Annotated in this window: 28 protein-coding genes and 1 tRNA gene; 19 read left to right on the top strand and 10 right to left on the bottom strand. The window is 36.2% G+C overall.

Annotated elements, in window-relative coordinates; genetic code table 11:
* Positions 1 to 33 precede the first annotated feature (33 nt).
* The gene (locus tag ABS768_RS02750; RefSeq protein WP_408073446.1) at positions 34 to 486 is read right to left on the bottom strand and encodes a DUF4870 domain-containing protein; all 453 of its coding nucleotides are present in this window, start codon (positions 484 to 486) and stop codon (positions 34 to 36) included.
* A gap of 156 nt (positions 487 to 642) precedes the next feature.
* Between ABS768_RS02750 and ABS768_RS02745 the strand changes: the two genes are divergently transcribed.
* Positions 643 to 1,095 carry a DUF4442 domain-containing protein gene (locus ABS768_RS02745; protein WP_408073445.1) on the top strand — a complete coding sequence of 151 codons (453 nt, stop codon included), beginning with the start codon at positions 643 to 645 and terminating at the stop codon, positions 1,093 to 1,095.
* Positions 1,096 to 1,186: 91 nt separating this feature from the next.
* The gene (locus tag ABS768_RS02740; protein WP_408073443.1) at positions 1,187 to 2,095 is read left to right on the top strand and encodes a TIGR01777 family oxidoreductase; all 909 of its coding nucleotides are present in this window, start codon (positions 1,187 to 1,189) and stop codon (positions 2,093 to 2,095) included.
* Positions 2,096 to 2,144: 49 nt separating this feature from the next.
* On the opposite strand, the gene ABS768_RS02735 is transcribed toward ABS768_RS02740, so the two are convergent.
* Positions 2,145 to 2,816, bottom strand: a complete 672-nt coding sequence (locus tag ABS768_RS02735; protein WP_408073442.1) for a YceI family protein — start codon at positions 2,814 to 2,816, stop codon at positions 2,145 to 2,147.
* 147 nt (positions 2,817 to 2,963) lie between these two features.
* On the opposite strand from ABS768_RS02735, the gene ABS768_RS02730 reads away from it, so the two are divergent.
* From ABS768_RS02730 to ABS768_RS02720, 3 genes are all read left to right on the top strand, one after another.
* Positions 2,964 to 3,521, top strand: coding sequence for a nucleotide exchange factor GrpE (locus ABS768_RS02730; protein ID WP_408073441.1), 558 nt, complete (start codon positions 2,964 to 2,966; stop codon positions 3,519 to 3,521).
* Between the two features lie 31 nt (positions 3,522 to 3,552).
* Complete coding sequence (dnaJ, locus tag ABS768_RS02725; protein WP_408073440.1) at positions 3,553 to 4,677, top strand: molecular chaperone DnaJ; 1,125 nt, start codon at positions 3,553 to 3,555, stop codon at positions 4,675 to 4,677.
* A gap of 138 nt (positions 4,678 to 4,815) precedes the next feature.
* Positions 4,816 to 5,271 (top strand): hypothetical protein, encoded by a 456-nt coding sequence (locus tag ABS768_RS02720; RefSeq protein WP_408073439.1) that lies wholly within the window; start codon positions 4,816 to 4,818, stop codon positions 5,269 to 5,271.
* Between the two features lie 58 nt (positions 5,272 to 5,329).
* Here ABS768_RS02720 and ABS768_RS02715 read toward each other — a convergent pair whose 3' ends face one another.
* Complete coding sequence (locus ABS768_RS02715) at positions 5,330 to 5,947, bottom strand: HAD family hydrolase (protein WP_408073438.1); 618 nt, start codon at positions 5,945 to 5,947, stop codon at positions 5,330 to 5,332.
* Entirely contained in the window at positions 5,940 to 6,998 is a 1,059-nt protein-coding gene (gene ribD, locus ABS768_RS02710) for a bifunctional diaminohydroxyphosphoribosylaminopyrimidine deaminase/5-amino-6-(5-phosphoribosylamino)uracil reductase RibD (RefSeq protein WP_408073436.1), read from the bottom strand. The genes ABS768_RS02715 and ribD overlap by 8 nt, the downstream gene beginning before the upstream one ends.
* A 76-nt stretch (positions 6,999 to 7,074) precedes the next feature.
* On the opposite strand from ribD, the gene ABS768_RS02705 reads away from it, so the two are divergent.
* A complete protein-coding gene (locus ABS768_RS02705) occupies positions 7,075 to 7,575 on the top strand; it encodes a GNAT family N-acetyltransferase (protein ID WP_408073435.1) in 501 nt (166 codons plus the stop codon).
* A complete protein-coding gene (prmC, locus tag ABS768_RS02700) occupies positions 7,565 to 8,410 on the top strand; it encodes a peptide chain release factor N(5)-glutamine methyltransferase (protein WP_408073434.1) in 846 nt (281 codons plus the stop codon). The genes ABS768_RS02705 and prmC overlap by 11 nt, the downstream gene beginning before the upstream one ends.
* A gap of 6 nt (positions 8,411 to 8,416) precedes the next feature.
* Here the strand turns inward: prmC and ABS768_RS02695 are convergent, their stop codons facing one another.
* Positions 8,417 to 9,658, bottom strand: a complete 1,242-nt coding sequence (locus tag ABS768_RS02695; protein WP_408073433.1) for an ABC transporter permease — start codon at positions 9,656 to 9,658, stop codon at positions 8,417 to 8,419.
* Between the two features lie 166 nt (positions 9,659 to 9,824).
* Between ABS768_RS02695 and hisS the strand changes: the two genes are divergently transcribed.
* Complete coding sequence (gene hisS / locus ABS768_RS02690) at positions 9,825 to 11,195, top strand: histidine--tRNA ligase (RefSeq protein ID WP_408073432.1); 1,371 nt, start codon at positions 9,825 to 9,827, stop codon at positions 11,193 to 11,195.
* A gap of 28 nt (positions 11,196 to 11,223) precedes the next feature.
* Here the strand turns inward: hisS and ABS768_RS02685 are convergent, their stop codons facing one another.
* A complete protein-coding gene (locus ABS768_RS02685) occupies positions 11,224 to 11,454 on the bottom strand; it encodes a hypothetical protein (RefSeq protein WP_408073431.1) in 231 nt (76 codons plus the stop codon).
* A 171-nt stretch (positions 11,455 to 11,625) separates the two neighbouring features.
* A complete protein-coding gene (locus ABS768_RS02680) occupies positions 11,626 to 11,859 on the bottom strand; it encodes a hypothetical protein (protein ID WP_408073430.1) in 234 nt (77 codons plus the stop codon).
* Positions 11,860 to 12,152: 293 nt separating this feature from the next.
* Between ABS768_RS02680 and ABS768_RS02675 the strand changes: the two genes are divergently transcribed.
* The 4 genes from ABS768_RS02675 (at position 12,153) to ABS768_RS02660 (ending at position 14,661) form a co-directional block, all read left to right on the top strand.
* Positions 12,153 to 12,980, top strand: coding sequence for a hypothetical protein (locus tag ABS768_RS02675; protein ID WP_408073429.1), 828 nt, complete (start codon positions 12,153 to 12,155; stop codon positions 12,978 to 12,980).
* 8 nt (positions 12,981 to 12,988) lie between these two features.
* Positions 12,989 to 13,204, top strand: coding sequence for a hypothetical protein (locus ABS768_RS02670; protein WP_408073428.1), 216 nt, complete (start codon positions 12,989 to 12,991; stop codon positions 13,202 to 13,204).
* Between the two features lie 260 nt (positions 13,205 to 13,464).
* Positions 13,465 to 13,689, top strand: a complete 225-nt coding sequence (locus tag ABS768_RS02665; protein ID WP_035130248.1) for a hypothetical protein — start codon at positions 13,465 to 13,467, stop codon at positions 13,687 to 13,689.
* A gap of 168 nt (positions 13,690 to 13,857) precedes the next feature.
* Positions 13,858 to 14,661, top strand: coding sequence for an SRPBCC family protein (locus ABS768_RS02660; RefSeq protein WP_408073426.1), 804 nt, complete (start codon positions 13,858 to 13,860; stop codon positions 14,659 to 14,661).
* A 93-nt stretch (positions 14,662 to 14,754) separates the two neighbouring features.
* Here the strand turns inward: ABS768_RS02660 and ABS768_RS02655 are convergent, their stop codons facing one another.
* Positions 14,755 to 14,910: a hypothetical protein gene (locus ABS768_RS02655; protein ID WP_408073425.1), complete on the bottom strand. Its 156-nt coding sequence runs from the start codon at positions 14,908 to 14,910 to the stop codon at positions 14,755 to 14,757.
* A 164-nt stretch (positions 14,911 to 15,074) separates the two neighbouring features.
* On the opposite strand from ABS768_RS02655, the gene ABS768_RS02650 reads away from it, so the two are divergent.
* From ABS768_RS02650 to ABS768_RS02630, 5 genes are all read left to right on the top strand, one after another.
* On the top strand, positions 15,075 to 15,611 hold the full coding sequence (locus tag ABS768_RS02650) for an AAA family ATPase (RefSeq protein WP_408073424.1): 537 nt from the start codon (positions 15,075 to 15,077) through the stop codon (positions 15,609 to 15,611).
* Positions 15,612 to 15,618: 7 nt separating this feature from the next.
* The gene (locus ABS768_RS02645; RefSeq protein ID WP_408073423.1) at positions 15,619 to 17,511 is read left to right on the top strand and encodes a RecQ family ATP-dependent DNA helicase; all 1,893 of its coding nucleotides are present in this window, start codon (positions 15,619 to 15,621) and stop codon (positions 17,509 to 17,511) included.
* The gene (fmt, locus tag ABS768_RS02640) at positions 17,511 to 18,458 is read left to right on the top strand and encodes a methionyl-tRNA formyltransferase (protein ID WP_408073422.1); all 948 of its coding nucleotides are present in this window, start codon (positions 17,511 to 17,513) and stop codon (positions 18,456 to 18,458) included. The genes ABS768_RS02645 and fmt overlap by 1 nt, the downstream gene beginning before the upstream one ends.
* Positions 18,459 to 18,647: 189 nt before the next feature.
* On the top strand, positions 18,648 to 18,920 hold the full coding sequence (locus tag ABS768_RS02635; RefSeq protein ID WP_408073421.1) for an HU family DNA-binding protein: 273 nt from the start codon (positions 18,648 to 18,650) through the stop codon (positions 18,918 to 18,920).
* Positions 18,921 to 19,046: 126 nt separating this feature from the next.
* The gene (locus tag ABS768_RS02630; RefSeq protein ID WP_408073419.1) at positions 19,047 to 19,607 is read left to right on the top strand and encodes a YqgE/AlgH family protein; all 561 of its coding nucleotides are present in this window, start codon (positions 19,047 to 19,049) and stop codon (positions 19,605 to 19,607) included.
* On the opposite strand, the gene ABS768_RS02625 is transcribed toward ABS768_RS02630, so the two are convergent.
* A complete protein-coding gene (locus ABS768_RS02625) occupies positions 19,604 to 20,446 on the bottom strand; it encodes an aminotransferase class IV (protein ID WP_408073417.1) in 843 nt (280 codons plus the stop codon). The two genes, ABS768_RS02630 and ABS768_RS02625, sit on opposite strands and share 4 nt — an antisense overlap.
* A 52-nt stretch (positions 20,447 to 20,498) precedes the next feature.
* A complete protein-coding gene (locus ABS768_RS02620; protein WP_408073416.1) occupies positions 20,499 to 20,891 on the bottom strand; it encodes an START-like domain-containing protein in 393 nt (130 codons plus the stop codon).
* 151 nt (positions 20,892 to 21,042) lie between these two features.
* Between ABS768_RS02620 and ABS768_RS02615 the strand changes: the two genes are divergently transcribed.
* Positions 21,043 to 21,116, top strand: a tRNA-Met gene (locus tag ABS768_RS02615).
* A 399-nt stretch (positions 21,117 to 21,515) separates the two neighbouring features.
* Positions 21,516 to 24,584 carry a T9SS type A sorting domain-containing protein gene (locus ABS768_RS02610; RefSeq protein ID WP_408073414.1) on the top strand — a complete coding sequence of 1,023 codons (3,069 nt, stop codon included), beginning with the start codon at positions 21,516 to 21,518 and terminating at the stop codon, positions 24,582 to 24,584.
* The last annotated feature ends 9 nt before the right edge of the window (positions 24,585 to 24,593 follow it).

Below are 24,593 nucleotides of genomic sequence, written 5' to 3'. Positions count from 1 at the left end.
GATTGATGATTGAAAAAGGGTTGGCTGATTTGTTTATTTAATAAATTTTATAGTTAGAGGATAGTTGTAATTTTCCCCGTTACTGTTTCTTACTGATGCATACATTATTAAAAAGAATTCCAAAACTTTCATTGCTATCAGGATTAATACTGCGAGTATAGCTATGGTTGCAATCCCTGTTATTTTTTCGGCACTAAACTGCTCGTGTACAAAATGAAACTCATTAACTGTATTAAAGCTTACGTCACTTAAGGTGGTATAAAGTAAAAGTGGTATAGCAATAACAATAAGTAGTAATGAATAAAGAAAAAGGCTAAGCTGAAAGTTTATTATTTGCTTGCCATTATAATCTATAAATTTTGAATCCTGTTTTTTAAGGCTCCATATTAATGTTGGAAATATAAAGTTTCCAAACGGTATAAAGTACTGTGTGTATGCGCTAAGCTGCATTAGTATGGCTGTGTTTCGGTTTGCTGTGGTTTCCATAGTATATGGGTATATCTATTAATATTCTATGCAAATATATGTTTAAAGACAGGTATTGTGCAATACAAAGTACTAATATTTAACATAAATTTAACAAATTAAAAAAGATAGAATATTCACTATTTAATTGTTATATTCGCATGTAAACCAACTGATATGAACTTTACACCATCTAAACTCAATACTTTTTTAATGGTGAAATTACCTTCGGCATACTTATGTGGTGTTAGGGTAAAACACATTACAAAAGAGCAGTGCATTGTAAAAGTGAGGCACCGCTGGATTAATCAAAATCCGTTTAACTCTATGTATTTTGCTGTTCAGGCTATGGCTGCCGAATTAACTACCGGTGCCTTGGTTATGAATCATATACAAAACAGCGGAAAAAAAATATCAATGCTTGTTGCAAACAATAAGGGGAGTTTTTCCAAAAAGGCTAAGGGTGTTATAGCCTTTACCAGTAATGACGGTAACCTTATTGAGGAGATGATTAATAAAGCTATTGAGACAGGTGAGGGGCAAACCTTCTGGATGAAATCAATAGGGACAGATGAGGCTGGGGATCAGGTGTCTGAAATGGAGTTCGAATGGAGTATAAAGATTAAGTAATTTGTAAGGATAAAATCACAAAATTCAGTTAAAGCTTTTTGTTTAACTTTTATTTAAATATTCAGGTTTTAACTTTGTTAAAAAAGCAACTATGAGAGTTTTGATAACCGGTGCTACCGGGCTAGTAGGGAACGAACTGGTTTCTTTACTGCTTAACAGAGGTATTCAAATAAACTATCTTACTACATCAAAAAGCAAAATAAGAAAAGATGATTCTTATACAGGGTTTTACTGGAATCCGGAAAAAGGAGTTATAGATGAGGATTGTATTAATGGAGTTGATGTTATAATTCATCTTGCGGGTGCCCCTATAGCTAAGCGATGGACAGATAGTTACAAAAAAGAAATACTGAATAGCAGGACTGTAACTACAAATATGCTCTATAATCTCCTTAAGAATAAGGAGAATAGTGTACATCAGTTTATTAGTGCATCGGCAATAGGAATATACCCGGATAGTATGGAAGAGGTTTACTCTGAAGATAACGCACAGGTAGATAATTCTTTTGTTGGAAAGGTAGTAGAGAATTGGGAGGAAGCAGTAAACAGGGTTAAAGAACTGAAAATAAGAGTTGCCAAAGTAAGAATTGGGTTGGTACTTTCGGCTAAAGGAGGTATGCTTGCAGAATTGGAAAAACCGGTTAGTTATGGTGTAGGCTCAGCATTTGGTTCAGGTAAGCAAATACAATCCTGGATTCATATTGAAGATCTTACCGAAATATTTTTTCATGTAATGAATAATGAAATGGAAGGTGTGTTTAATGCAGTAGCACCTTATCCGGTTAGTCAGAATGATTTGGTGAAATGTGTAGCCAAGGTTCTAAAAAAACCTTATTTTATGCCTAATGTGCCAAAGTTTGTAATGAGGATCGTACTTGGCGAAATGAGTATGCTAATGTTTACAAGTCAGAATGTCAGCGCAAAAAAAATAATAGCGACAGGATATCAGTTTAAATTCCTTTCGCTTGAAAAAGCTATAGCTCACGAGTTAGTAAAATAAAAAAACCTCCAGCAAAACAGGAGGTTTTTATTTTTAATGATAAAAGCGATTACTTAGTTGCTTTTACATTTACTTTAATTTCAATTTCATCATCTACATATTTGTCACCAAGGTTGTCAAATATACTTTTAGATGAGTAGTTTACTTTCCATAAAGTTCTGTCTATTTTAAAGCTATCACTTACAAGAGTAACCGCATCCGGAGTAACAGTAATAGTTGCAGGGAACTTAATGTTTTTAGTGGTTTCCTTAAGTGTAAGGTTACCTTCTACCATTGTTTTACCTTCTTCCTGAGTGATACCTGTAATTTCAAAAGTACCAGTAGGATATTTGTTTACGTTAAAAAAGTGGTCTGCAGTTTCTTCTTTACCTAAACCTTTAAGGTGTCCTTCAAGATCCTCTTTACCGTTACCAGTCTCAAGATCGGTTACAGTGATAGAGTTCATATCTAAAGTAAATTTACCAGATTCAACAGAATCATTTTTTACGGCAAACTCACCTTCACTGATTTTAATAGTACCTGTGTGTTTTCCGGTTGGTTTAGAACCAGTCCAGTCAATTACAGACTCTTCAGTGTTAACATTGTATTTTACAGCTTCAGCAGTAGCTTCTTTTGCATCAACTGCTTCTGTTGTTTCTGCATTTTCTGTATTGTCTTTTTTACAAGATACAGTTAAAGCAAGTGAAGCACACAACATAAGTAGGGTAAACTTGTTTTTCATATTATTTTATTTAGATGAATAATTGACACAAATCTAAACAAATTCCTTAAAAAATAAATGTGACAATTTGACATTTATATCTATTTGGCAATACATTTGCACTCGGTTTTGAACTATATAATAATGTTTAAGAAAATATTCAAAAATATGAGCCAGGAAAATTCAGAAAATGCTGAAAAAGATTTAACACAGGAAAATGTGATTAATGAGAGTGAAGAGACAGTAAATGAAGGTATTGCCTCTGCCGAAGAGTTAACCGTAGAAGAGAAACTTAAGGAAGAGCTGGCTAAAGAAAAAGATAAGTTTTTAAGGCTGTTTGCAGAATTTGAAAACTATAAAAAAAGAACATCTAAAGAAAGAATTGATCTTTTTAAAACTGCCAATCAGGAAGTACTACAGGCTATGTTGCCTGTACTTGACGATTTTGACAGGGCGATTGCTCAAATTTCAAAAACTGATGATGAGGTATTGCTAAAAGGAGTAGAGCTTATACATAATAAACTTAAAGATACGTTAGTGTCTAAAGGTTTGGAACTGGTTGATATTAAAATTGGAGATGATTTTAATGCAGATTATGCAGAGGCGATTACTCAAATACCTGCCCCAAGTGAAGAACTTAAAGGGAAAGTGGTTGATGTAGTGGAAAAAGGTTACAAGCTTGGAGAAAAAATTATCCGTTTCCCTAAAGTGGTTATAGGTAACTAATTTTAAGGAACAGAAAAAAGCAAACACAAGGATGAAAAAAGATTATTACGAAATACTTAGTATTGAAAGGACTGCTACTACAGAGCAGATAAAAAAGGCTTACCGAAAGAAGGCTATTGAGTATCACCCTGACAAGAACCCGGGTAACAGGGAGGCTGAAGAGAACTTCAAACTAGCTGCCGAGGCTTATGAGATTCTTAGTGATCCTAATAAAAAAGCCCGTTACGATCAATACGGTCATGCTGCTTTTGAAAATGGCGGTTTTGGCGGTGGCGGAGGTATGAATATGGATGACATATTCAGTCAGTTTGGCGATATCTTCGGTAGTGCTTTTGGCGGAGGTTTTAGTGGCTTTGGAGGTTTCGGTGGTGGCGGAGGCCAACGCAGAATGAAAGGAAGTAACCTTCGTATAAAAGTAAAACTTACCCTTGAAGAGATTGCTAACGGTGTTGAAAAGAAAATCAAGGTTAAGCGCAAGGTACAGGCGCAGGGAGTTAGTTTTAAAACCTGTCCTACCTGTAATGGTGCCGGTCAGGTAATGAAAGTTACTAATACCATATTAGGTAGAATGCAAACTGCCTCGACCTGTCACTCATGTGGTGGTACAGGTCAGATAATTGATTCTAAACCAAACCATGCCGATGCTCAGGGTATGATAATGGAAGACGATACTGTATCAATCAAGATACCTGCCGGTGTTGCAGACGGTATGCAGCTTAAAGTTTCCGGTAAGGGTAACGATGCACCGGGTAACAACAGTGTACCGGGTGATTTGATTGTTGCTATTGAGGAAATAGAACACGAAACACTGAAACGCGAGGGTGAAAACCTGCACTTGGATTTATATATAAGTTTTGCGGAGGCAGCTTTAGGTACTAATAAGGATATAGATACGGTAAACGGAAAGGTTAGAATTAAGCTTGAAGAAGGTATACAGTCTGGTAAAATATTAAGGCTTAAAGGTAAAGGTGTACCTAGTATAAATAGCTACGGAAGCGGAGATTTACTGGTGCATGTTAATGTATGGACGCCTAAAAAACTGACTAAAGAGCAAAAGCAGTTTTTTGAAAATTCTTTAACTGACGAAAACTTCACTCCTAGTCCGGAAAAATCGGATAAATCTTTTTTTGAAAAAGTTAAAGATATGTTTTCGTAATTTAAGATAAATTTATATATTTGAAATTCACTAGGTAACTAGTGGATTTTTCTTTTTCATAGCAATTTTTCCCATCCTTATGCCAATAGGGGTGGGTTTTTTTATTTATCTTTATAACGCATCAAATACTGTTTTATTATGAAGAAAAATATTATTAAATCATTTTTTGTCCTTAGTGCGGCAATATTCCTTACAAGTTGTGGAGAAGATAAAACCAATAAAGTACACTGTGGTGTTGAAATGTCAGCATTTCAGGCTATGGAGCTGAAAAAAATAGGTAATGAAGGTTATACTTTTTCTGACGACGATAAAAAACTGGCAGCAGATGTTATCGAGACTCTAAATGGACTTTTTGATAACAAATACAAATTCAATTTAGGCTTTATTGAAAGAAATGACCAAAAAATAAGTCTTTATGTAATTGTGCCGGATGATGAGGAAGTGATTGATAAAGTGAGTTGCTATTTGATGCAGCACGATTTTGACGGCAGGCTGCCTGAAACAAGAAATCTGTTATTTTATACTGAATCGTATGATAAAATCCTGATAGGTATTAAAAACGATACTTCTGCTGTAGAAGAAAATGCAGAATAAGAAATAATAGGGTATAAGATTATTTAAAGGCAGTATACAGTAATGTATGCTGCTTTTTTTATACCTCTTCGAGGGTAATTATCTTTTTATTGAAAAGTTCTGTTATGTCTTCCATTTCAGGATTTAATGTCCATACCTTAAAACCAAGTAACTCTGCTGCATCAGTATTAAACTTTTTGTCATCAATGAGAAGGGTTCGTTTTGGCTGTATATCGTGATTATTTATAAGATAGGTGTAAGCTTCTGATTCGGGTTTTCTAACACCAATCTCATGAGAAAAATATACACGCTCAAAGCACTGATAAAAATCCATATAGAATGATGCTCCGGCATCATGTTCAAACTTTTCAATGTGTATTGGATCGGTGTTACTAAGAAGAAATAAACGGTAGTTTGCAGATAGTTTTTGTAGAAACTCTAATCTGTGTAAAGGGAAATCACCAATACCGGCATTCCATGCCTCTCTAATCGCAGTAGGATCAGCATTTGGAATATAGGCCTTAATTCCTCTTATAAAAGCATCCTCCTTAACTTTGCCGGTTTCAAATTTTTTTTCCAGCTGATTTAGTTCGTCGGTCCATTCTTTTAGTCCAAGTTTTTTCAGCGCATTGTCGCGGGCTTCATTATCCTTATTGATAAAAACGTCGCCAAAATCAAATACTATAGTGTTAATCATGATTTCTGAAAATTAAAAGTTCGTCATTGAGTACAAAGTACTTTTCATTTGCTGTGGCTTGTAAGGCCGGCGCTTTTATCCCTTCATGAAAAAGGGTTTTACCTTTAAAAACCCTTGCTTCATCCCACAGGTTTGCATCAATAAACGTTTGCAGGGTTTGCCTGCCGCCTTCAATTATAACCGATTGTAAGTTGTGGTTATAAAGTACATTAGCAATCGTTTGTGGGAGATTACTATCAAAATTTATTTTTTCAAAAAGGAAACTCCCTAAATTAGGTAAATTCTCTTTTTCTGTCAAAATAATTGTGTTTATTTTTTGTTTTTTAACAAAATAATTGTCAGGTATTCGGTTTTTTCTGTCTAAAATCACACGTGTCGGATTGTTGCCTGTCCAGTCTCTTACGTCTAACTTGGGGTTGTCGTCTAAAATAGTAGTGGTGCCTGCCAGTATAGCCATCTCTTCACTACGCCATTTGTGAACTAACTGTCGGGAGTAGGTGTTGGTAATCCATACCGGTTTTTTATCCTTGTTGTTTCTTGTTTCCGGTAACGGACTCAAAAAGCCATCGGCTGTTTCGGCCCATTTTAAAATGATGTAGGGGCGTTTTTTTTCGTGATAGGTAAAAAAACGACGGTTAAATTCACGGCATTCCTTTTCCAGTACACCAACAATCACTTCCCTGCCTGCTTCTTTAAGTTTTTTTATGCCATTACCGGCAACTTTTTCATGCGGATCTGTTGTGCCTATTACAATAGTTTTTATCTGTTCACGTATAATTAAATCACAGCATGGCGGAGTTTTACCATAATGGCTGCATGGCTCCAGACTTACATATAGTGTGGAAAGCGGTATTAAGTGTTGGTTTTCGGGCTTTACCGAATTAACACAGTTTACTTCGCCATGAGGTCCTCCGTAGGGAGAAGTATGTCCTTCACCTATAATGGTGTTGTTGTATACCAAAACTGCACCTACCGATGGGTTAGGCATTGCTTCTCTTAATCCGTTTGCTGCCAAATCCAGGCAGCGCTGCATGTATATTTCGTGATTCATGGGCGATGAAGTAGTAAGAAATCAAAGTTACAAAGTTTTGTGCAGTCGTAAATCCAATATTGGTTAGTTTTGTACTATGGATTCAGTTATCATTAGACCAATAGCACTTGCCGACAATACAACTGTGGCAAAAGTGATACGTGATGTGCTTGTGGAACATAATGTGCCTAAAGTAGGTACTGCCTATGCCGATGTGTCACTTGACAGTATGTTTGAGACTTATACGCAAAATAACAGTATTTACTTTGTTATAGTGAAAAATGGCAAAATTATTGGAGGAGCTGGTATAGCACCATTGGAAAACGGTCCTCAGGATATATGTGAATTACAAAAGATGTATTTTCTGGCTGAGGCACGCGGACTTGGTTTGGGAAGCCTCATGATGAAAAAATGTCTTGAAAGTGCTTCGGGTTTTGGCTTCAAAAAATGTTATTTAGAAACCATGCCTTATATGGAAGATGCACAAAAGCTTTATAAAAAATCAGGCTTTGTATATCTGGATGCTCCAATGGGTAATACCGGACATAATTCGTGCCCGGTGTGGATGATAAAAGAACTGAACACAAATGAACATTAAAGAATACCGCGCCTTTTTTTTAGATACGCTCAGTAAAGCATATGATGCTGCCGAAGCTGAAAGCCTTTTTTATATATGCCTTGAAGAACTTAAAGGTTGGAAAAAAGTAGATTTGGCAATGAACAGTAATACCGAACTGGACAGGATAGAGTTGGTTAAGTGGAATGAGGTATTAACCCAACTGGAACAGGAAAGACCTATACAGTATGTTTTTGGTAATGCTCATTTTTACGGACTGGAGTTTTTTGTAGATGAGAATACCCTGATACCACGACCTGAAACAGAAGAGCTTGTAGAGTGGATTATCAATGAAAATAAAGGAAAGAAAGATATTAAAATACTGGATATAGGGACCGGTAGCGGGTGTATTGCTATAACTCTTGCCAAAAACCTGCCGGAAGCTAAGGTGTATGCTATAGATGTTTCTAAAGATGCTTTGGCTAAGGCCAGAGGTAATGCTGTGCGTAATGAGGCAGATGTTACTTTTATAGAGAAAGATATTCTTGTGGCAGACTCTTTACCCGAATCTTTTGATATTATAGTTTCAAATCCCCCTTATATCCGTAATCTTGAAAAGCAGGAAATTAAGAATAACGTACTTCAATATGAGCCTCATTTGGCACTTTTTGTAGATGATAACGATCCGTTACTTTTTTATAGGAAGATAGCTAAGCTTGGAAGGCAAAACCTTTTGGTTAACGGAAAAATTTATTTTGAGATAAACCAGTATTTAGGCCCACAAACCGTCTCAATGCTGGAAGAAGAAGGCTATAAAAATGTTATCCTTAAAAAAGATATTTATGGTAACGACCGTATGGTGTCGTGTGATATATAATAGGGATTATTCGTATCGTAAAGATTCTACCGGGTCTAACGAAGCAGCTTTAACAGCCGGGTAAGCACCTGATATTATGGTAACAATTATAATAGTGGTCAAGGCAGCTATTGTGGCTCCCCATGGCATTGGGAAAGCTGCTTTCATTAAAATTGATGCTCCATAGCCTGTTAGTAAACCTAATACGATTCCTAATAATCCTCCCAAAAAGCTTATTATCAGTGTTTCTGTAAGAAACTGTCCGGCTATGGTGTTCTTTTTGGCTCCAAGTGATTTACGTACTCCAATTTCGCGGGTTCTTTCGGTTACCGATACTAACATGATATTCATAAGAGCGATAGTAGAACCAAATACGGTAATGATACCAATACACCATGCTGCATAATTTAAAATATTAATTTGTGACATCAGGCGTTGCAGTAATTCGTCGCTTCTGGCAATTCCAAAATTATTATCTTCTACAGGGTTTAGCTTTCTTACCCTTCTCATGGTTATGGTAGCTTCATCTATAGAGCCGTCAAGCATATCCTTGTTTTGGGTTTTAACCTTTATGTCATAATTAATATTTGGAGCGGTAAATAGTGATCTTGCTACCTGTATAGGTAATAAAACCCTTAAATCCTGCCTGTTGCCAAAGGTAGATCCCTGTTCTTTCAATACACCTATAACCTTAAACCTTGCACCTCTTATTGAAATTGTTTTTCCTATTGGGTTAATATCTTTTAAAAGCCCTTTTTCAAAGTCAGAGCCTACAATACAAACATAGTTGTTGTTTTGTATGTCAAAAGTGGTAAAGTTTCTTCCGGATGTTGTTTCGAGTCCGGAGTTGCCCATAAAATTATGGTCTACACCAAGTACACTGATTTCCGGATCAGTTTTTTCAGAGCCATATTTTACTTCGATATCGCTTGCTGCGGTAAATGAAAGTGACACCGCCGAACCAGGGAAGTGATATTTTTCCTGAAATGATTTTGCCTGCGGATAGGTAATGTTAGGGTTTATTTTTGCAGTTCTGTCGTTTTGTCTTATCTGTTGTGAAAAGTCGTAACGGCTAATGGAAAAAGTGTTAGTTCCCATTGCCGAAAAGTTACCGGTAATAGTATTCTCAAGTACTTTTACGGTGGCAAGTATGCCTACAAGTGCCCATATACCCACACCAATAATAATTACAGTAAGTATAGTGCGCAGCAGTTGCGTTTTAATTGAACTAAAGGCAATTTTGGTATTTTCCCTTAACAGGCTAAACATAGTTTTGCAATTTAGCCACTAAAATACATAAATTGTTTTAGCTATTTAATGTAAAATTTAGTAATATACTTAAAGCATTACAAAACCTTATAATAGAAACATAAACTGTAAGCCTGAAAGGGTAAACTGTATTATATTTGCATTTAAATTAAAAATAAGATTTACTATGGCACAAAAACCGGGAATTCCTAAAGGAACAAGAGATTTTTCACCTGCAGAGGTGGCTAAGCGTCAATACATCATATCGGCGATAAAGCATCATTTTGAGACTTTCGGATTTCAGCCAATAGAGACTCCTACATTCGAAAACTCATCTACCCTTATGGGGAAATATGGGGAAGAGGGTGACAGACTTATTTTTAAAATACTCAATTCAGGTGATTATCTGGCAAAAGTTGATGCTACGCTTCTTGAAAATAAGGATAGTGTTAAGGTTGCTACTCAGATTTCTGAAAAAGCACTTCGTTATGATTTAACTGTACCGTTTGCTCGTTATGTGGTACAACACCAAAACGATATTGTGTTTCCGTTTAAGCGATACCAAATTCAACCGGTATGGAGAGCAGATAAGCCTCAAAAAAGCCGTTACAGGGAGTTTTACCAGTGTGATGCCGATGTTGTAGGTTCAAGGTCATTATGGCAGGAAGTAGAGTTTGTACAGCTTTATGATGGTGTGTTCACCTCGCTTGGACTGAACGGAGTAACAATTAAAATCAATAACCGTAAAATACTTTCGGGTATTGCAGAGGTTATTGGAGCGAAAGATAAACTTATAGACTTTACTGTTGCTCTTGATAAGCTTGATAAAATAGGTGAAGACGGTGTAAAAAAGGAGATGCTTGAAAAAGGCATTAGTGAAGATGCTATACTAAAAGTGCAACCGTTATTTAACTTTACAGGCAGCATAAATGAAAAGCTGGGTAAGTTAAATGAACTACTTGCTACATCTGAAGAAGGTTTGAAAGGAGTAGAAGAGCTTCGTTTTATATGTGATAATGTTGCAGCTATAGGTTTAGGGGAGTCAACCCTTGATCTTGATGTTACACTGGCACGTGGACTTAACTATTACACTGGAGCGATATTTGAAGTTTCTGCTCCTGCCGGAGTAAAAATAGGCTCCATAGGTGGAGGCGGAAGATATGACGATCTTACCGGTATATTCGGATTAAAGAATATGAGCGGTGTGGGTATATCTTTCGGGCTTGACCGTATATATGACGTGATTGAGGAGCTTAACCTATTTCCGGATACCGTTACAGAATCGACCAAAGTGTTATTCATCAACTTTGGTGATAAAGAATCACTATATGCTATGAAGGCTGTAAAACAGTTGAGGACTGCAGGTATAAAATCTGAACTTTATCCTGATTCGGCTAAAGTTGGTAAACAGTTCCAGCATGCCGATAAGAGAGGGATACCTTTTGCGGTATTAACTGGTGACGAAGAGATAAACAATAATACTTATACTCTAAAAAATCTTGCTACCGGAGAACAGGCGCAGGTGAGTTTAGAAGAGCTAAAAAATAAAATTCAATAATAAAGAAGCCTCCCATTTGGGAGGCTTTTTATATTTCAAGTGTTTCAATCCTGTTTCTTGATATATTCCCTGTTGTATCTTCCAGTATGGTTATCCCTAATATTTCAAAAGGACGTTCTATAAAACCATGTTGTGAAATATAATCAATAGCCAGGCTGTCAAAACTATCAGGGTGCAATACAATTGCGACACTGTCTGTTAATTCATTTTCCAGAATATAATCCCTTATTTGTACATAATTTATTTTACCGTTGTGCATAATGTTGTTGGTTTGCCTGAGGTATTGTATAGGGGGGAATTAAGCTGCAAGTTGCATCTTAATTGTTGTAGTCGGATTATAATTTAATGTTTTAAAGATTACAATATTGTGTATACAATAAAACCCCGCTTTAAGCGGGGTTTCGATTGTTTTTTGGTCGTAAAGTGAAAATTATTGAGCGATTTCCATAATATGGATTTTGCTTTTAGGAATTTCTCCTGAGTTATCCTGCAGGATTTCAATTCCCAGAATTTCAAACGGACGTTCAATCTGATTGTCGTTAAAGTCCAGATAGTCCAAAACAAGTTCATCAAAATTGTCCGGATGCAGCGTGATAGACACGTTGTCTGTTAATTCATTCTCAATAATAAATTCACGCATAGCGTTAAAAGTAATTTTCTCCATAAGCGTTTGGTTATTTATTTATGTTTCGATAAAAATAGATATTCTATTGAATTAAGTTTAGTTAAAATTGTTAAAATTTTAAATTTTAACACTTAAAAAAACGATGTAGGTAAAATATTGTTAGAGAAATGTTAATGAATTTTGCATTTTTAATAGAAGTTAAAATGCTGACAATCTGTTATATTACTATGTGTTTTGTTAAAAAACATTTTTAGCAACCAATTTTTAAATAAAATTCATGTTTGCCATGTGAAAATTAACTAAAATTGCTTTTTCTTAAAATAGCATACTAAATGAGGTTTATTTACAAACTAACTACTTTACTACTACTAACTACTTTTTGTTCAAATAATTTGTTTTCACAACAAAATGAGAAAGAAATCCTGGAACAGGGTAAGCTTCTCTACAAGTCAGAAAAGGCATCCTGGCAGGGAACAGATATGTTTTTAGATCGCTTTCCTGAAAAAAGCAAGCTGGCAGGCGGATATTTTTCTTATACAGATAAAGACAGGAATATTTGTGTTTTTTATGACAGGGATACTGTTCCTAAAACGGTAGCTGTATTTTCTTTTGATGATACCTATTTACCGGTGAGAGCTCAAATTGATACGGTTGCAAGGGAATTTAGTGATTATGAAAAAGACCTCTACAGTATAAGGAAAGAAGCAATGGCCGAGCTTAACAGGAATCCTGTTTTTGAATTTTATAACTATACATCCTTTAATCCGGTACCTCTTATATATAAAGAAAAAAAGATGGTTTACTTTTTTACAGGACCAAAAAAAGGCAATGTGGTTATTTTTGGGAATGATTATCTTATTACTTTTAATGATGATAATACTGTTGAAAATGTGGAAAAACTACATAGCAGTATGACTCCGGTTAATTATAGTGGTAATTCTTCGGAAACAAATTCACTGCATGCTCATACCGAAGATGATATTATAACGGCGACTGATGTTTGTGTATTGATGCTTTATAGCCCTTATGCTAATTGGGAAAAACATTATGTGTTGTCTAAAACAAAAGTATCGGTGTGGGACTGTTATAAAAATGAGTTTTATATCATAGATCGTTCTGCTTGGGAAAAAGGTCTTAATGCTGCCAAACAAAAGAAATAGTAATAATTATGAAAAAACTTTTACTGCTGTTGTTGCTTGTTCCTCTTACTGCTTTTAACGGAAGTGGTGAAAGTGATGTGTATATATGTACGGGTAAAAGTTCAAAAAGATATCACTATAATAAAAAGTGCAGGGGACTTTCAAACTGTAAAGCCGAGATTAAGGAAGTTACACTAAAGGAAGCTAAAGATAAGGGGCGTACTTTGTGTGGTTATGAGGACTGATTTTTTTAGTTTTTAAGAGATATTTAACTTAGTTTATTAGAGAATATTTAAAACTCATGGTTTTTATATATATCAGTACATGGTAAAAAATAGCCTTTTTACTGTACTTTGTTGATTATTAAGGTAGTTAAAAGATAAAATCAAGCATTTGGTCGATAAAATAAGTTTTTAGGAAAATTTAAACATTTATTGGCTTTTTGTTATCAAAATTTTAAAGGTTTAAATCTCATCTTTGTATCATTAACCAACGCCAAGTTACCATGAGAAAAAACATCGACCTTGCTACCATTAAGAGATTTATTCTAACTAATGCCCTTAAAGGGAATGTAATGCTAATGCTTCATCCGTCTAATTTTGAAAGACTGGTAAAAGCAGGAAAGAACAAAGTGAAATCGTTACGTGTTTCGGGAATCAACATCATTGCCGATAACAATAATGAGGTGAAAGAAGACGAAATAGACATACTTGAAGTACATTTCGGTTAAACATATAAAACATAAAATATTTAAATAAAAAACCACCCAATCGGGTGGTTTTTAGTTTTTTATCACATTATTAAGAATACTTTATCATATACTTGGCTGTTGCTGTTTTTATTATTAAATAACTTTATATGAGGTAATTAATCTAAATAATCTCAAAAAAATAAAGTTATGGAAGCAAATATTATAAAACCTGAAGAAACAGGGAGTTCAAAAAGGAGTTTTTCAAAATATGACCCCTCGGGTACCGATCCAAACCGATATGCTTCGGTTACCAATCATGAGGAGGCAGATGAGTACCTGCATGGTAAAAAAAGTATAATACCCGGACTACATGTTAATGTAGGGAAAGCAGAAAGAGCTTTGATGATAGCCGGAGGTGCTTATTTATTATATAGAGCACTTAGTAAAAAAGATGAAAGAAAAGTGCTGGAAGGTATTACTGCCGGTACAATGCTGTTTAGGGGGATAAGCGGGTACTGTCCGGCTTATGATGCTTTAAGTAATTCTAAAATACTTAAAGGCGGTAGTGTGTCTATATCTTCTGCTTTCACGGTTAATAAACATGTTGCTGAAGTATATCATGCATGGAGACATTTAGAGTCATTGCCGTTGTTTATGGAGCATCTTGATAGTGTAAGGCAGATAACTGATAATGTATCTGAATGGAAAGCAAAAGTTCCGGGAGGGCTTGGTACTATATCCTGGAATGCCGAAATACTGGACGATAAACCAAATGAGTTGTTGAGCTGGCAATCACTTGCCGGGGCTGCTATTCATAATTCGGGTAAAGTAAACTTTAAAGACAACGGTAGCAGTACAGATGTGGAAGTGACTATTTCTTATAAGGCTCCAATGGGAGCGGCAGGTGAAGCGGCTGCAAAACTACTTAATCCTATATTTGAGAAAATGATAACTAAAGATATTGAAGGTTTTAAAAGTTACATGGAGGCCGGCAATGCACCTATGCCTTAATTTACCTATGCCGATTCATGCATCTTGCCTTATTGTATAAAAAAAACTCCCCTTTAGTAGGGGAGTTTTTCATTTAAAACGAATTGGCAAAATCTAATTAAAAATTCCGTATAAGCCTCCTATTACCATTATAGCCATAATGGTAATCACGGCAATTTCAATATATCGTATAATTGCATCCTTTCTTCTAAAAGAAAAATAGTGTGCATATTTCTTTTTTCGCGTTAGTGTATTTCCTGTGTCCTTCATAGCATTTATTCTTTATTACGTCATTAAATATATATAACGCATTTTTTTAGTAAAAAATATTTAACATTGCGTTAAATATAGTGTTTTAGTTTAAAATATTCAAATAGCGTGCCATGTTTAGCTATTTTGTAAGTTTGATTAATTTTGTGCTTTAATACTTTGTTTTGGAAAAGGAGATAGTAGTAATAATAGGAGGGCCGGGTTCGGGAAAAACATCTTTGATTAACGAACTTGCTAAAAAAGGGTACACCTGCTACCCTGAAATTTCGCGTCAGGTAACACTGGAGGCCCGTAGGCAGGGTATAGAGCAGTTGTTTCTTGAAAAGCCTTTGCTGTTTAGTGAGCTTTTACTGGAAGGGCGTAAAAAACAGTATACAGATGCGCAGCAGGAAACAGTTCCAGTAGTTTTTTTGGACAGGGGTATACCTGATGTATTGGCTTATATGCACTACATAGGCGATGCTTATCCCGCTTTTTTTGATGAGGCGTGTAAAAATCACCGTTATACAAAAATATTCTTTTTACCGCCTTGGGAAGAAATATATACTCCTGACGAAGAGCGTTATGAGAACTTTGAACAGGCTAAATTAATTGCCGACCATTTGGCTGAAACCTATACAACTTACGGCTATAACTTAATAGAAGTGCCAAAAGAGACGCTGGATAACAGAATTCTTTTTATCTTAGAGCATCTTTCGTGATATAATTATGCAACAACCCCTTGATACCCTTAATAAGTACTGGAAGTACGAAAGTTTCAGGGATCCTCAGGAACAAATCATACAATCTGTTTTAAACGGAAAAGATACGCTCGCGGTAATGCCTACCGGCGGGGGAAAATCGGTTTGTTTTCAGGTTCCGGGAATGATGCTAACTGGTTTGTGTCTTGTGGTTTCTCCACTTGTGGCGTTAATGAAAGATCAGGTTGAGAACCTGTCCCGAATTGGGATAAGGGCAATCGCGCTTACAGGAGGTATTTCTACCGATGAGATTAGTAATTTACTGGATAACTGCCGTTATGGTAATTATAAGTTTTTATATCTGTCTCCCGAAAGGCTACAGGCCGACTGGATATTGGAGAGAATTAAAGAGCTACCAATAAACCTTGTTGCTATAGATGAGGCGCACTGTGTATCACAATGGGGGCATGATTTCAGGCCGGCATATCTTAAAGTTTCAGTTTTAAAAAAATATTTGCCTAATGTGCCTTTTATGGCACTAACGGCATCGGCTACAAAAAGGGTAAGGGAAGATATGATAAAGCATCTGGAGTTGCATGATCCGGCTGTCTTTATCAAATCGTTCGCAAGGAAAAATTTGGCTTATATGGTTTTTGAGACCGAAGATAAGCTGCATCGTATACAACAGATGTTGGTTAAAAACCCGCAACCATCTATTATATATGTAAGGAACAGGAAGGCTTGCCATGATGTTTCGCGCCAGTTGGAGTCATTGGGTTTCAAGGCAACCTTTTATCATGGAGGGTTAACTTCTTCCGAAAAGCAAAAAAACATGCAGATGTGGATGAGTGAGCAGGCTCAGGTTATGGTAGCCACAAATGCTTTTGGCATGGGGATAGATAAGCCTAATGTAAAAACGGTAATACATATACAATTGCCCGATAATATGGAAAGCTATTATCAGGAAGCCGGAAGGGCAGGGCGTAACGGAGAAAAGGCTTTTGCTGTACTACTGGTTAATAAGTCTGATACCCAGATAGGGAAAAATCAGTTCTTGGAAGTATTACCTGATAAAAAGTTTTTGAAACAGGTGTATGTTAGGCTTAATAATTATCTCCAGATAGCTTATGGTGAGGGTATAAACGAAAGCTTTGCTTTTAATCTCAATATATTTTGCAGGCAGTATGATTTGCCTGTGGTAAAAACGTATAATGCATTACAATTTCTGGATAGGCAGGGAATAGTTACTTTATCCAAGGAGTTTTCTGAGAAAGTCACCATACAGTTTTTGATTCCGAGTAAGGAGGTGATGCGTTACATTAGTCTTAACAGGAATGATGAAGAGGTTATATTAACCATTTTAAGGAGTTATCCGGGAGTGTTTGATATGGAGATTAATCTGAATACCGATTTAATTGTAAGAAAGGCGAAAACAAATGAAGAAGGATTAATGCAGGTGCTTAAAAGACTCCATGAAAAGGAGGTGATATCCTTTAGGAGTCTTGGTAATGACAGTAAACTGACTTTTAATGAGGTGAGGGAAGATGAGCTAACCATTAACAGGGTAGCTAAATTTCTGGAAAAGCAAAACAATATAAAAATACAGCAGTTTGATGCTGTTATAAATTATATTGAAAATACGCAAGCCTGTAAAAGCAGGCTCATACTTACCTACTTTGATGAAGAGGCTAATGAGGATTGCGGAATATGTTCTTATTGTATAACAAAAAGCAAAAAAGTTAAAGATCCTTCACAAGTTGCGTTACAGGTTTTAGAACTGATAAGTAGTGAAGCTTTATCTTCAAGAGATATTGAAGATAAGCTTGAGCTTACGCCCGATGAGGTTATCTTTGCAATACAAATACTTTTAGAAAACAATAAGATTAAGATTAATACCAATAATCAATATATTTTAAAATAATGAACAAGCTGAGAATCGTGTTTATGGGTACGCCGGAATTTGCCGTTGGGATACTCGATACTATATATAATAATAACTATGATATTGCTGCTGTGATTACAGCACCCGACAGGCCGGCAGGGAGAGGGCAAAAGGTAAAGTTTTCGGCAGTAAAGGAATATGCCTTAGAAAAAGATTTAAAGGTATTGCAGCCTACTAACCTTAAAGATGAAACTTTTTTAGCTGAACTGAAAGAGCTTAATGCTAATTTACAGGTTGTAGTGGCTTTCAGGATGTTGCCTGAAGCTGTTTGGAAAATGCCTGAGTTGGGTACTTTTAACCTTCATGCATCGCTTCTTCCTCAATATAGAGGTGCAGCTCCCATAAACTGGGCTGTTATAAACGGTGAGTCAAAAACAGGTGTTACTACATTTTTTATAGACGAGAAAATTGATACCGGTGCTATGATACTTAAAGAAGAAGTTAGTATTGGGGAGAATGAGACAGCCGGAGAGTTGCATGACAGGCTTATGGAACTTGGTAAGGGAGCAGTTATAAAAACTCTTACTCTTATTGAGGAAGGTAAGGCTGATACTACAATACAACAGGATGCTGCTGATATTAAAACAGCCTATAAGCTAAATAAAGATAACTGTAAGATAGACTGGTCTAAAACAGGTAGGGGAATTCATAACCTTGTTAGGGGGCTTAGTCCTTATCCAGCTGCCTGGAGTTATTTTACAGATAACGGTAAGGAATGGAATGTGAAAATATATGAAACAGCTTTTGAGCCGGTTACACCCAATGAAGAAGTGGGGACTATAGTAAGCACAAAGAAAGAGATAAAAATTGCGGTTAAAGACGGGTATCTAAATATTAAAAGTTTACAGTTCCCCGGTAAGAAAAAAATGGCAGCTCATGAATTGCTTAACGGAGTACAGTTTTCTGATACAGCTAAGGCGCTGTAACCCTTGTAAATACTGATATTTTAAGAAAATTTTAATAAAACAAACAAGTTTATTAACATTTGACTTGAAGTTATCAACAAAAAAACGGAATTAACCTATATTTACTTGCGTAATTTGATTTTCCTATTAAATTTGTAGTACAGGATTAGAAAAACAATAATTTTAACCAAACAATTAATAACATTTATTATGAACAAATCAGAATTAATCGACGCAATGGCTGCAGATGCAGGAATATCTAAAGGTGCAGCAAAAAAAGCTTTAGAATCTTTTGTTAGTAATGTAGGTGATACATTAAAAAAAGGAGGAAGAGTATCTTTAGTTGGTTTTGGTTCTTGGTCAGTTTCTAAAAGAGCTGCAAGAGAAGGTAGAAACCCTCAAACTGGTGCTACAATCAAAATCGCTGCTAAAAATGTAGTTAAATTTAAGCCGGGTGCTGAGCTTGACGGTTCTGTAAACTAATATTATATCTTGAAAATATAAGTTAAAAAGCCTCCAGTTAGGAGGCTTTTTTAATTAAATCTTTAGGTAATTATTTTGGAACTAGGTATTTTTTCTTTAAATTTATTTTAATAAAAAGGTAAGCCCATGATTACATTAAAACCCAAAAAAGGGTATTTGCTGGTAGCAGAACCCTCATCCATTGGAGATCTGTCATTTAGCAGGTCTGTAGTTTTACTAGCTGATCATAATGATGAAGGTTCTATAGGTTTTATACTCAATAAACCTTTAGGATATTCAATAAAGGATTTGATTCCTGAGGTAGAGGGGAATTTTAAAATTTATAACGGAGGGCCTGTAGAGCAGGATAATCTTTATTTTATTCATAATATCCCCGATTTGATACCTGATAGTATTGAAATATCTAATGGTATATACTGGGGAGGTGATTTTGAATCTACGAAACACCTGATTAATCAGGGTAAGATTAAAAAGGCTAATATCCGTTTCTTTTTAGGTTACACGGGGTGGGCTGCTCATCAGTTAGAAGATGAGCTGGAGGATAACTCCTGGATAGTTTCTGAAAACCGTTATGAGAACAAGATAATAGGTAAGTCTAGTAACTCTTTCTGGAAAGAGAAAATAATGGAGCTTGGAGGTGAATATCTTATATGGTCTAATTCTCCCGAAAACCCTTCGTTAAACTAGCCTAGTCTAATAAATACATTAAGTTTTTTTATCAACTCATTAGCCAGTGTGTTGCCGTATTCTTTTTTACGGTATTTGGTTATTGGCTGTATTCCTTTAATTACATTGGTGATAAAAATTTCATCTGCTTTTTGTAGTTCAAAAGGTGAAATGCTTTCTTCGGTAACCTCAAGACCTTCTGTTTTACGGGCAATGGCAAGAACCTGTTTTCTCATTATTCCGTTAAGGCATCCGTCTGTAACGGGAGGTGTAACCAGCTTTTTGTCTTTAAGCATGAAGATATTACCCTGAAGGGCTTCAATAACATTTTTTTCATCGTTGATAAGCAGGCAGTTGTCAAGGCCGTTTTCGTGAGCAAAAATACTTCCGGTTATCTGCACCATTTTGTTAGTCGACTTAATGGTTGATAAAAGCTGTTTTGTTACATAAAAGTCTTTAAACAAATCTACTTCATAAGTTGAGTTTTCTGTAAAGCTGTACAGAGGCTCCTGTAAAGTTTCGGCAGTTATGATAAACTCAGAATCATTTGTGGTTGGCAGATAAAAACCGCCTGATTTTCTGAAAAAGGTAAGTCGGGCACGGCAGGAAGCGCTTATGTTTAAAGCATTAGCCAGGTTTTTAACCTGTTCCTCCATGTATTCCATAGTAAAATACATCGGGATTTCCATTCTTACAATTCGCATGGAAGCCATTAGCCTAAAGTAATGATCTTCTGCAAACAATATTTTTCCGTCTACAACCTTTAAGGTTTCAAAAACGGCATCGCCGTATAAAAAACCTCTGTTTTGCTCCAGTGAAATGTTTGTGTTTTCTGTAAGATTGCCATTGTAATTAATCATAAAAAAAGCCCTGAAAATTCAGGGCAAATATAAGTCTTATATAAAAGAATTCCTAAACAGAACCTATTACATGTTTCAGGTCGGAAATTTGGTTATCCCAAAGTTGTTTTGACTCCTCTACGTCGTCTTCATCTGCAAAGTCAACAACTACTAATGAAACATCTTTTGTTATTTCGTCAACTATAATACGAATCTCAAAATAGTAATCAGTGTCTTTATTGTCTTCATCAAGCCAACGGAATTTTACTTTTTCGCCGCTTTTTTTGGAGGCAAGCCTGGCTTTCTCTTCAGAGCCGTCCCAAAGGAAGCTAAATACTTCTCCTCTCGAATTAACATTGTCAGCAAACCATTCTGATAAGCCTGAAGGTGTTGATATATATTGATATAACAACTGCGGGGAAGATGTTATAGGGAACTCCAGTTCGTATTTTACTTTAACGTCCATACTTTGTTATTTTTTTTGAAATATATAATTTTTAGTTTTGAAATGAAAGTGTTTTGAAAAATAATTTTTTTTCTTGAAAATATATTTGCAACCTTTAAATTTAGTTTTATATTTGCACCCGCATTCAAGGAAGTAATAACCGAGAATATTTGGCGAGGTAGCTCAGTTGGTTAGAGCGCAGGATTCATAACCCTGAGGTCACGGGTTCAACTCCCGTCTTCGCTACTAAAAGTAGCAATAGGCTGTAAGTGTTTCACTTGCAGCCTTTTTTGTTTTTTACATCTTTTAACAGATAGAAAATTAATTGATTTTTCTTAGATTTTTTACTTTGACAACTGCTTATTAAGCCTTTTTTTAGTGTATAAATGTAAATATGTATATTTTTTTAAATTAATTAACTACTCTATGTTCTTTATGTGTGTTTATTTAATTAAATTTTAGTTTTATTTCTTAAATAAAGTATAAAAAAATAACATCATAGGTGAAGTTTGTTAGTGAAATAACAAATAAAAAATTCTTACAATATTTAACAGATTAAACTGATTATATTTGTTAAATTCCTGCTTTTTGTGGGATATACATGAAAATTACGCTAATTAATTTAATCAACTAAATTTTGTTTCTATGAAGTTAAAATTACCACGTTTTCTATTTACGTTGGTTCCTTTAATGTCACTTGGTGTGGCTGCTCAGGAATACGTACACCTGGACGTAACGACCGGGTACAACCATGATGTTGTGGCTAATGGTGCAGCCACGGCTATGGCATCTACGACTATCGAGGTGGACAACGATAGTTATGCTTTTTTAAGCACTGATTTCCTTTCACCGGGAGGTGACTCATATGCGAGTGCGCTTCCGGCTACAGGTTTAATTAATTCAGCCGCTACTACAGGCTTAAGTTATCAAATGGCTCCGTTTGACGAGAATAATACCATGCGTATACCTGACGCCGCTACCAGTTTAACAGCAGTATTCTCAAATCAGGTAATGGCAAGTCAGGTTTTCCTTCTTGCTACTTCAGGTAGTGGTAATGCAACAGTTACTATAACTGTAAACTTTGCAGATGATACTTCACAGTCGGCAACAGGTGTTGCTATACCGGATTGGTATAGCGGTACATCGCAACCTACTGCTGCTTCTGGCTTTGGTCGTGTAAACCGTAATACAGATGGTATTGATACACCATTTGGTAACCCAAGGTTATATCAGTTAACTGTAAACATTGATGAGGCTAACCAAGGGAAGCTTATTGAAAGTATAGAGGTTACTAAAACCTCTACAGTTCAGGGTGTTGTTAATGTTATGGGTTTTTCTGCAAATCAATTACCTTCATGTCCTTCTCCAACAGGTTTAACATCAACTACTACAGAAGATAGCGGTACAGTATCATGGTCTGCTGCTCCGGTTGTTCCAACTGGCGGATATGATTATTATATGTCTGCATCGTCTGATGCTCCAACAGCTGAGACTGATGTTACTAATGTAGCTAATACTGTGAATGAGGTTACTTTCAGTGAACTTGAAATAGGTACTACATATTATTTCTGGATCAGGTCTAATTGTGGTACTGAAGAAGGTGATTGGGAAATGACTACTTTCACTACCGGTCAAATGTCTACAACTTATACAGGTGGAGACGGTAGTACTTCGTTAAATACTAATACGAGTGCTACTTCTACTTCGCCATGTCCTACAGTTTTAACAGTATCTGTTCCTGAAGGTTTCCAGATAGCCTCTGTTGATGTAGCTTATCAGATGACTTCACAAAATAGTGCCTATATGTCTGAGCAGCGTTCGCTACTTTTCTGTAACACGACAAATATGGGAGAGAGTGCAGTAACTCCCGGGCCATCAGGGAATATGGGCACGGCAACTTATAACCGTACAGGTCTTAATATTGCAGATGGCGCTACAGGAGATGTAGAGTTTGAGTTAAGAGCATGGAGAACATGGGGGTCAAATGAAGAATGTGGTGTTTATTATACTACAGTTGATGACGGAACTTTTATTATTACTATTACTTATGAACCTTTTGTTTGTGAACTTACTGCTCCTGAAGCTGATGATCAAATTGCTTGTGGAGGTATAGGTTTTACAGTTTCTGATTTAGTTGTTGAAGGATCTGGTAATGTAGATTTTTATTTCTATGACACTATCGATGCTCCTGAGCCTTTAGACCCGGAAACTCTTGTTGAAGAATCAGGTACTTATTATGTTTCTCAATATATAGGGGATTGTGAGAGTGACAGAACAGCATTTGAAGTTACTGTTAACTCGGTTCCTGCGCCAACTGCAGATGGTGAGCAGGAGGTTTGCCCGGGTTCGCTGATTTCTGCTTTATCTGCACAGGCAGATGAAGGCGGTGTGCTATTATGGTTTACATCTCAGGATGCTCCGGCTCCTGTAGGTACTAATACTGAACTTGAAGAAGGTGCTTCTTACTGGGTAACACAACAAATTTCAGGTTGTCGTGGTCCAAGAGTAGAGGTTGTTGTTTCATTCACAGATGTTCCGCTTCCGGTTGCTGAGAATCAGGAAGTATGTGAAGGTGCTACAGTAGCAGATTTATATGCTGATGCTCTTGAAGGTGCCGAATTACATTGGTATGCTACTGCTGATGCTGAATTTGCATTAAGTGAAAATACAGCTTTAGTAGAAGGTTCTTACTTTGTTTCACAAACTCCTGAAGATTGTGGAGAAAGTGACAGGGTAGAAATAACTGTATCATTTACTGAAATTCCTGTACCTACAGCTCCTGAAAACCAGTCGCTTTGTGAAGGTGCTACAGTAGGTGATTTAATGGCTACAGGTATAGAAGATGCTGCCTTAAACTGGTATGCTACTGCTGATGCCCCAACCCCGTTAGATGATGAAACGGTTGTTGAGGCAGGTTCTTACTTTGTTTCTCTTGTTCTTGAGGGATGTGGAGAAAGTGAAAGAGTTGAAGTTAATGTTGACTTTAATGAAATTGCAGCTCCTGCTACAGAGACTAATCAATATTTTTGTGGTAGCGTAACTGTAGATGAGCTTTATGCTGATGGGATGGCTGGTGCGACAATTCAGTGGTATGAATCTCAAGAGGCTACTGAGCCAATCGCTGCAGGTACCGAGCTTGAGCCTGGAACTTATTTTGTTAGACAGGTTGTTGCTGCAGGATGTGTAAGTGCTGCAAACGATACTCATGTATTTGTTAATGCGATTCCTGATGCTCCTACAGGAGATGATTATCAGGAATTTGAATCAGGCGCTACACTTGAGTCTCTTGACTTTACAGTGGCAGAAAATGCAACTGTAACTTACTATGTAATGAACGAGTCAGATGAGCTTGTGGAAGTAGAGGCAGGTGCTGAATTAATGGATGATACGGTTTACTATGTAACTCAAACTGTCGAAGGTTGTGAGAGTGAGCCGCTTGCTATAGAGGCTGCAGAGCTTCTTGGTGTTGCTACTTTTGAGTCGGCAGGACTTAAAGTATTCCCTAACCCGGTAGAAAGTATTTTAACGGTTACCGGTAATGTTACAATTTCTCAATTAACTGTGACTAACCTTTTAGGTCAAAAAGTTATGGAAGTTAATGTAAACGGTACAAATGCCGAGCTTAATGTTTCTTCATTACCACAAGGTACTTATGTGCTACAGGTAACAGGAGATACAGGAGCTTCTTACACTACTAAAATTATCAGAAAATAATAGACTTTT

This window comes from Flavobacterium rhizophilum, assembly GCF_046000485.1.
In the GTDB taxonomy this organism is placed as follows: Bacteria; Bacteroidota; Bacteroidia; order Flavobacteriales; family Flavobacteriaceae; genus Flavobacterium; species Flavobacterium rhizophilum.
This window is presented reverse-complemented; position numbering and strand designations above follow the sequence as displayed.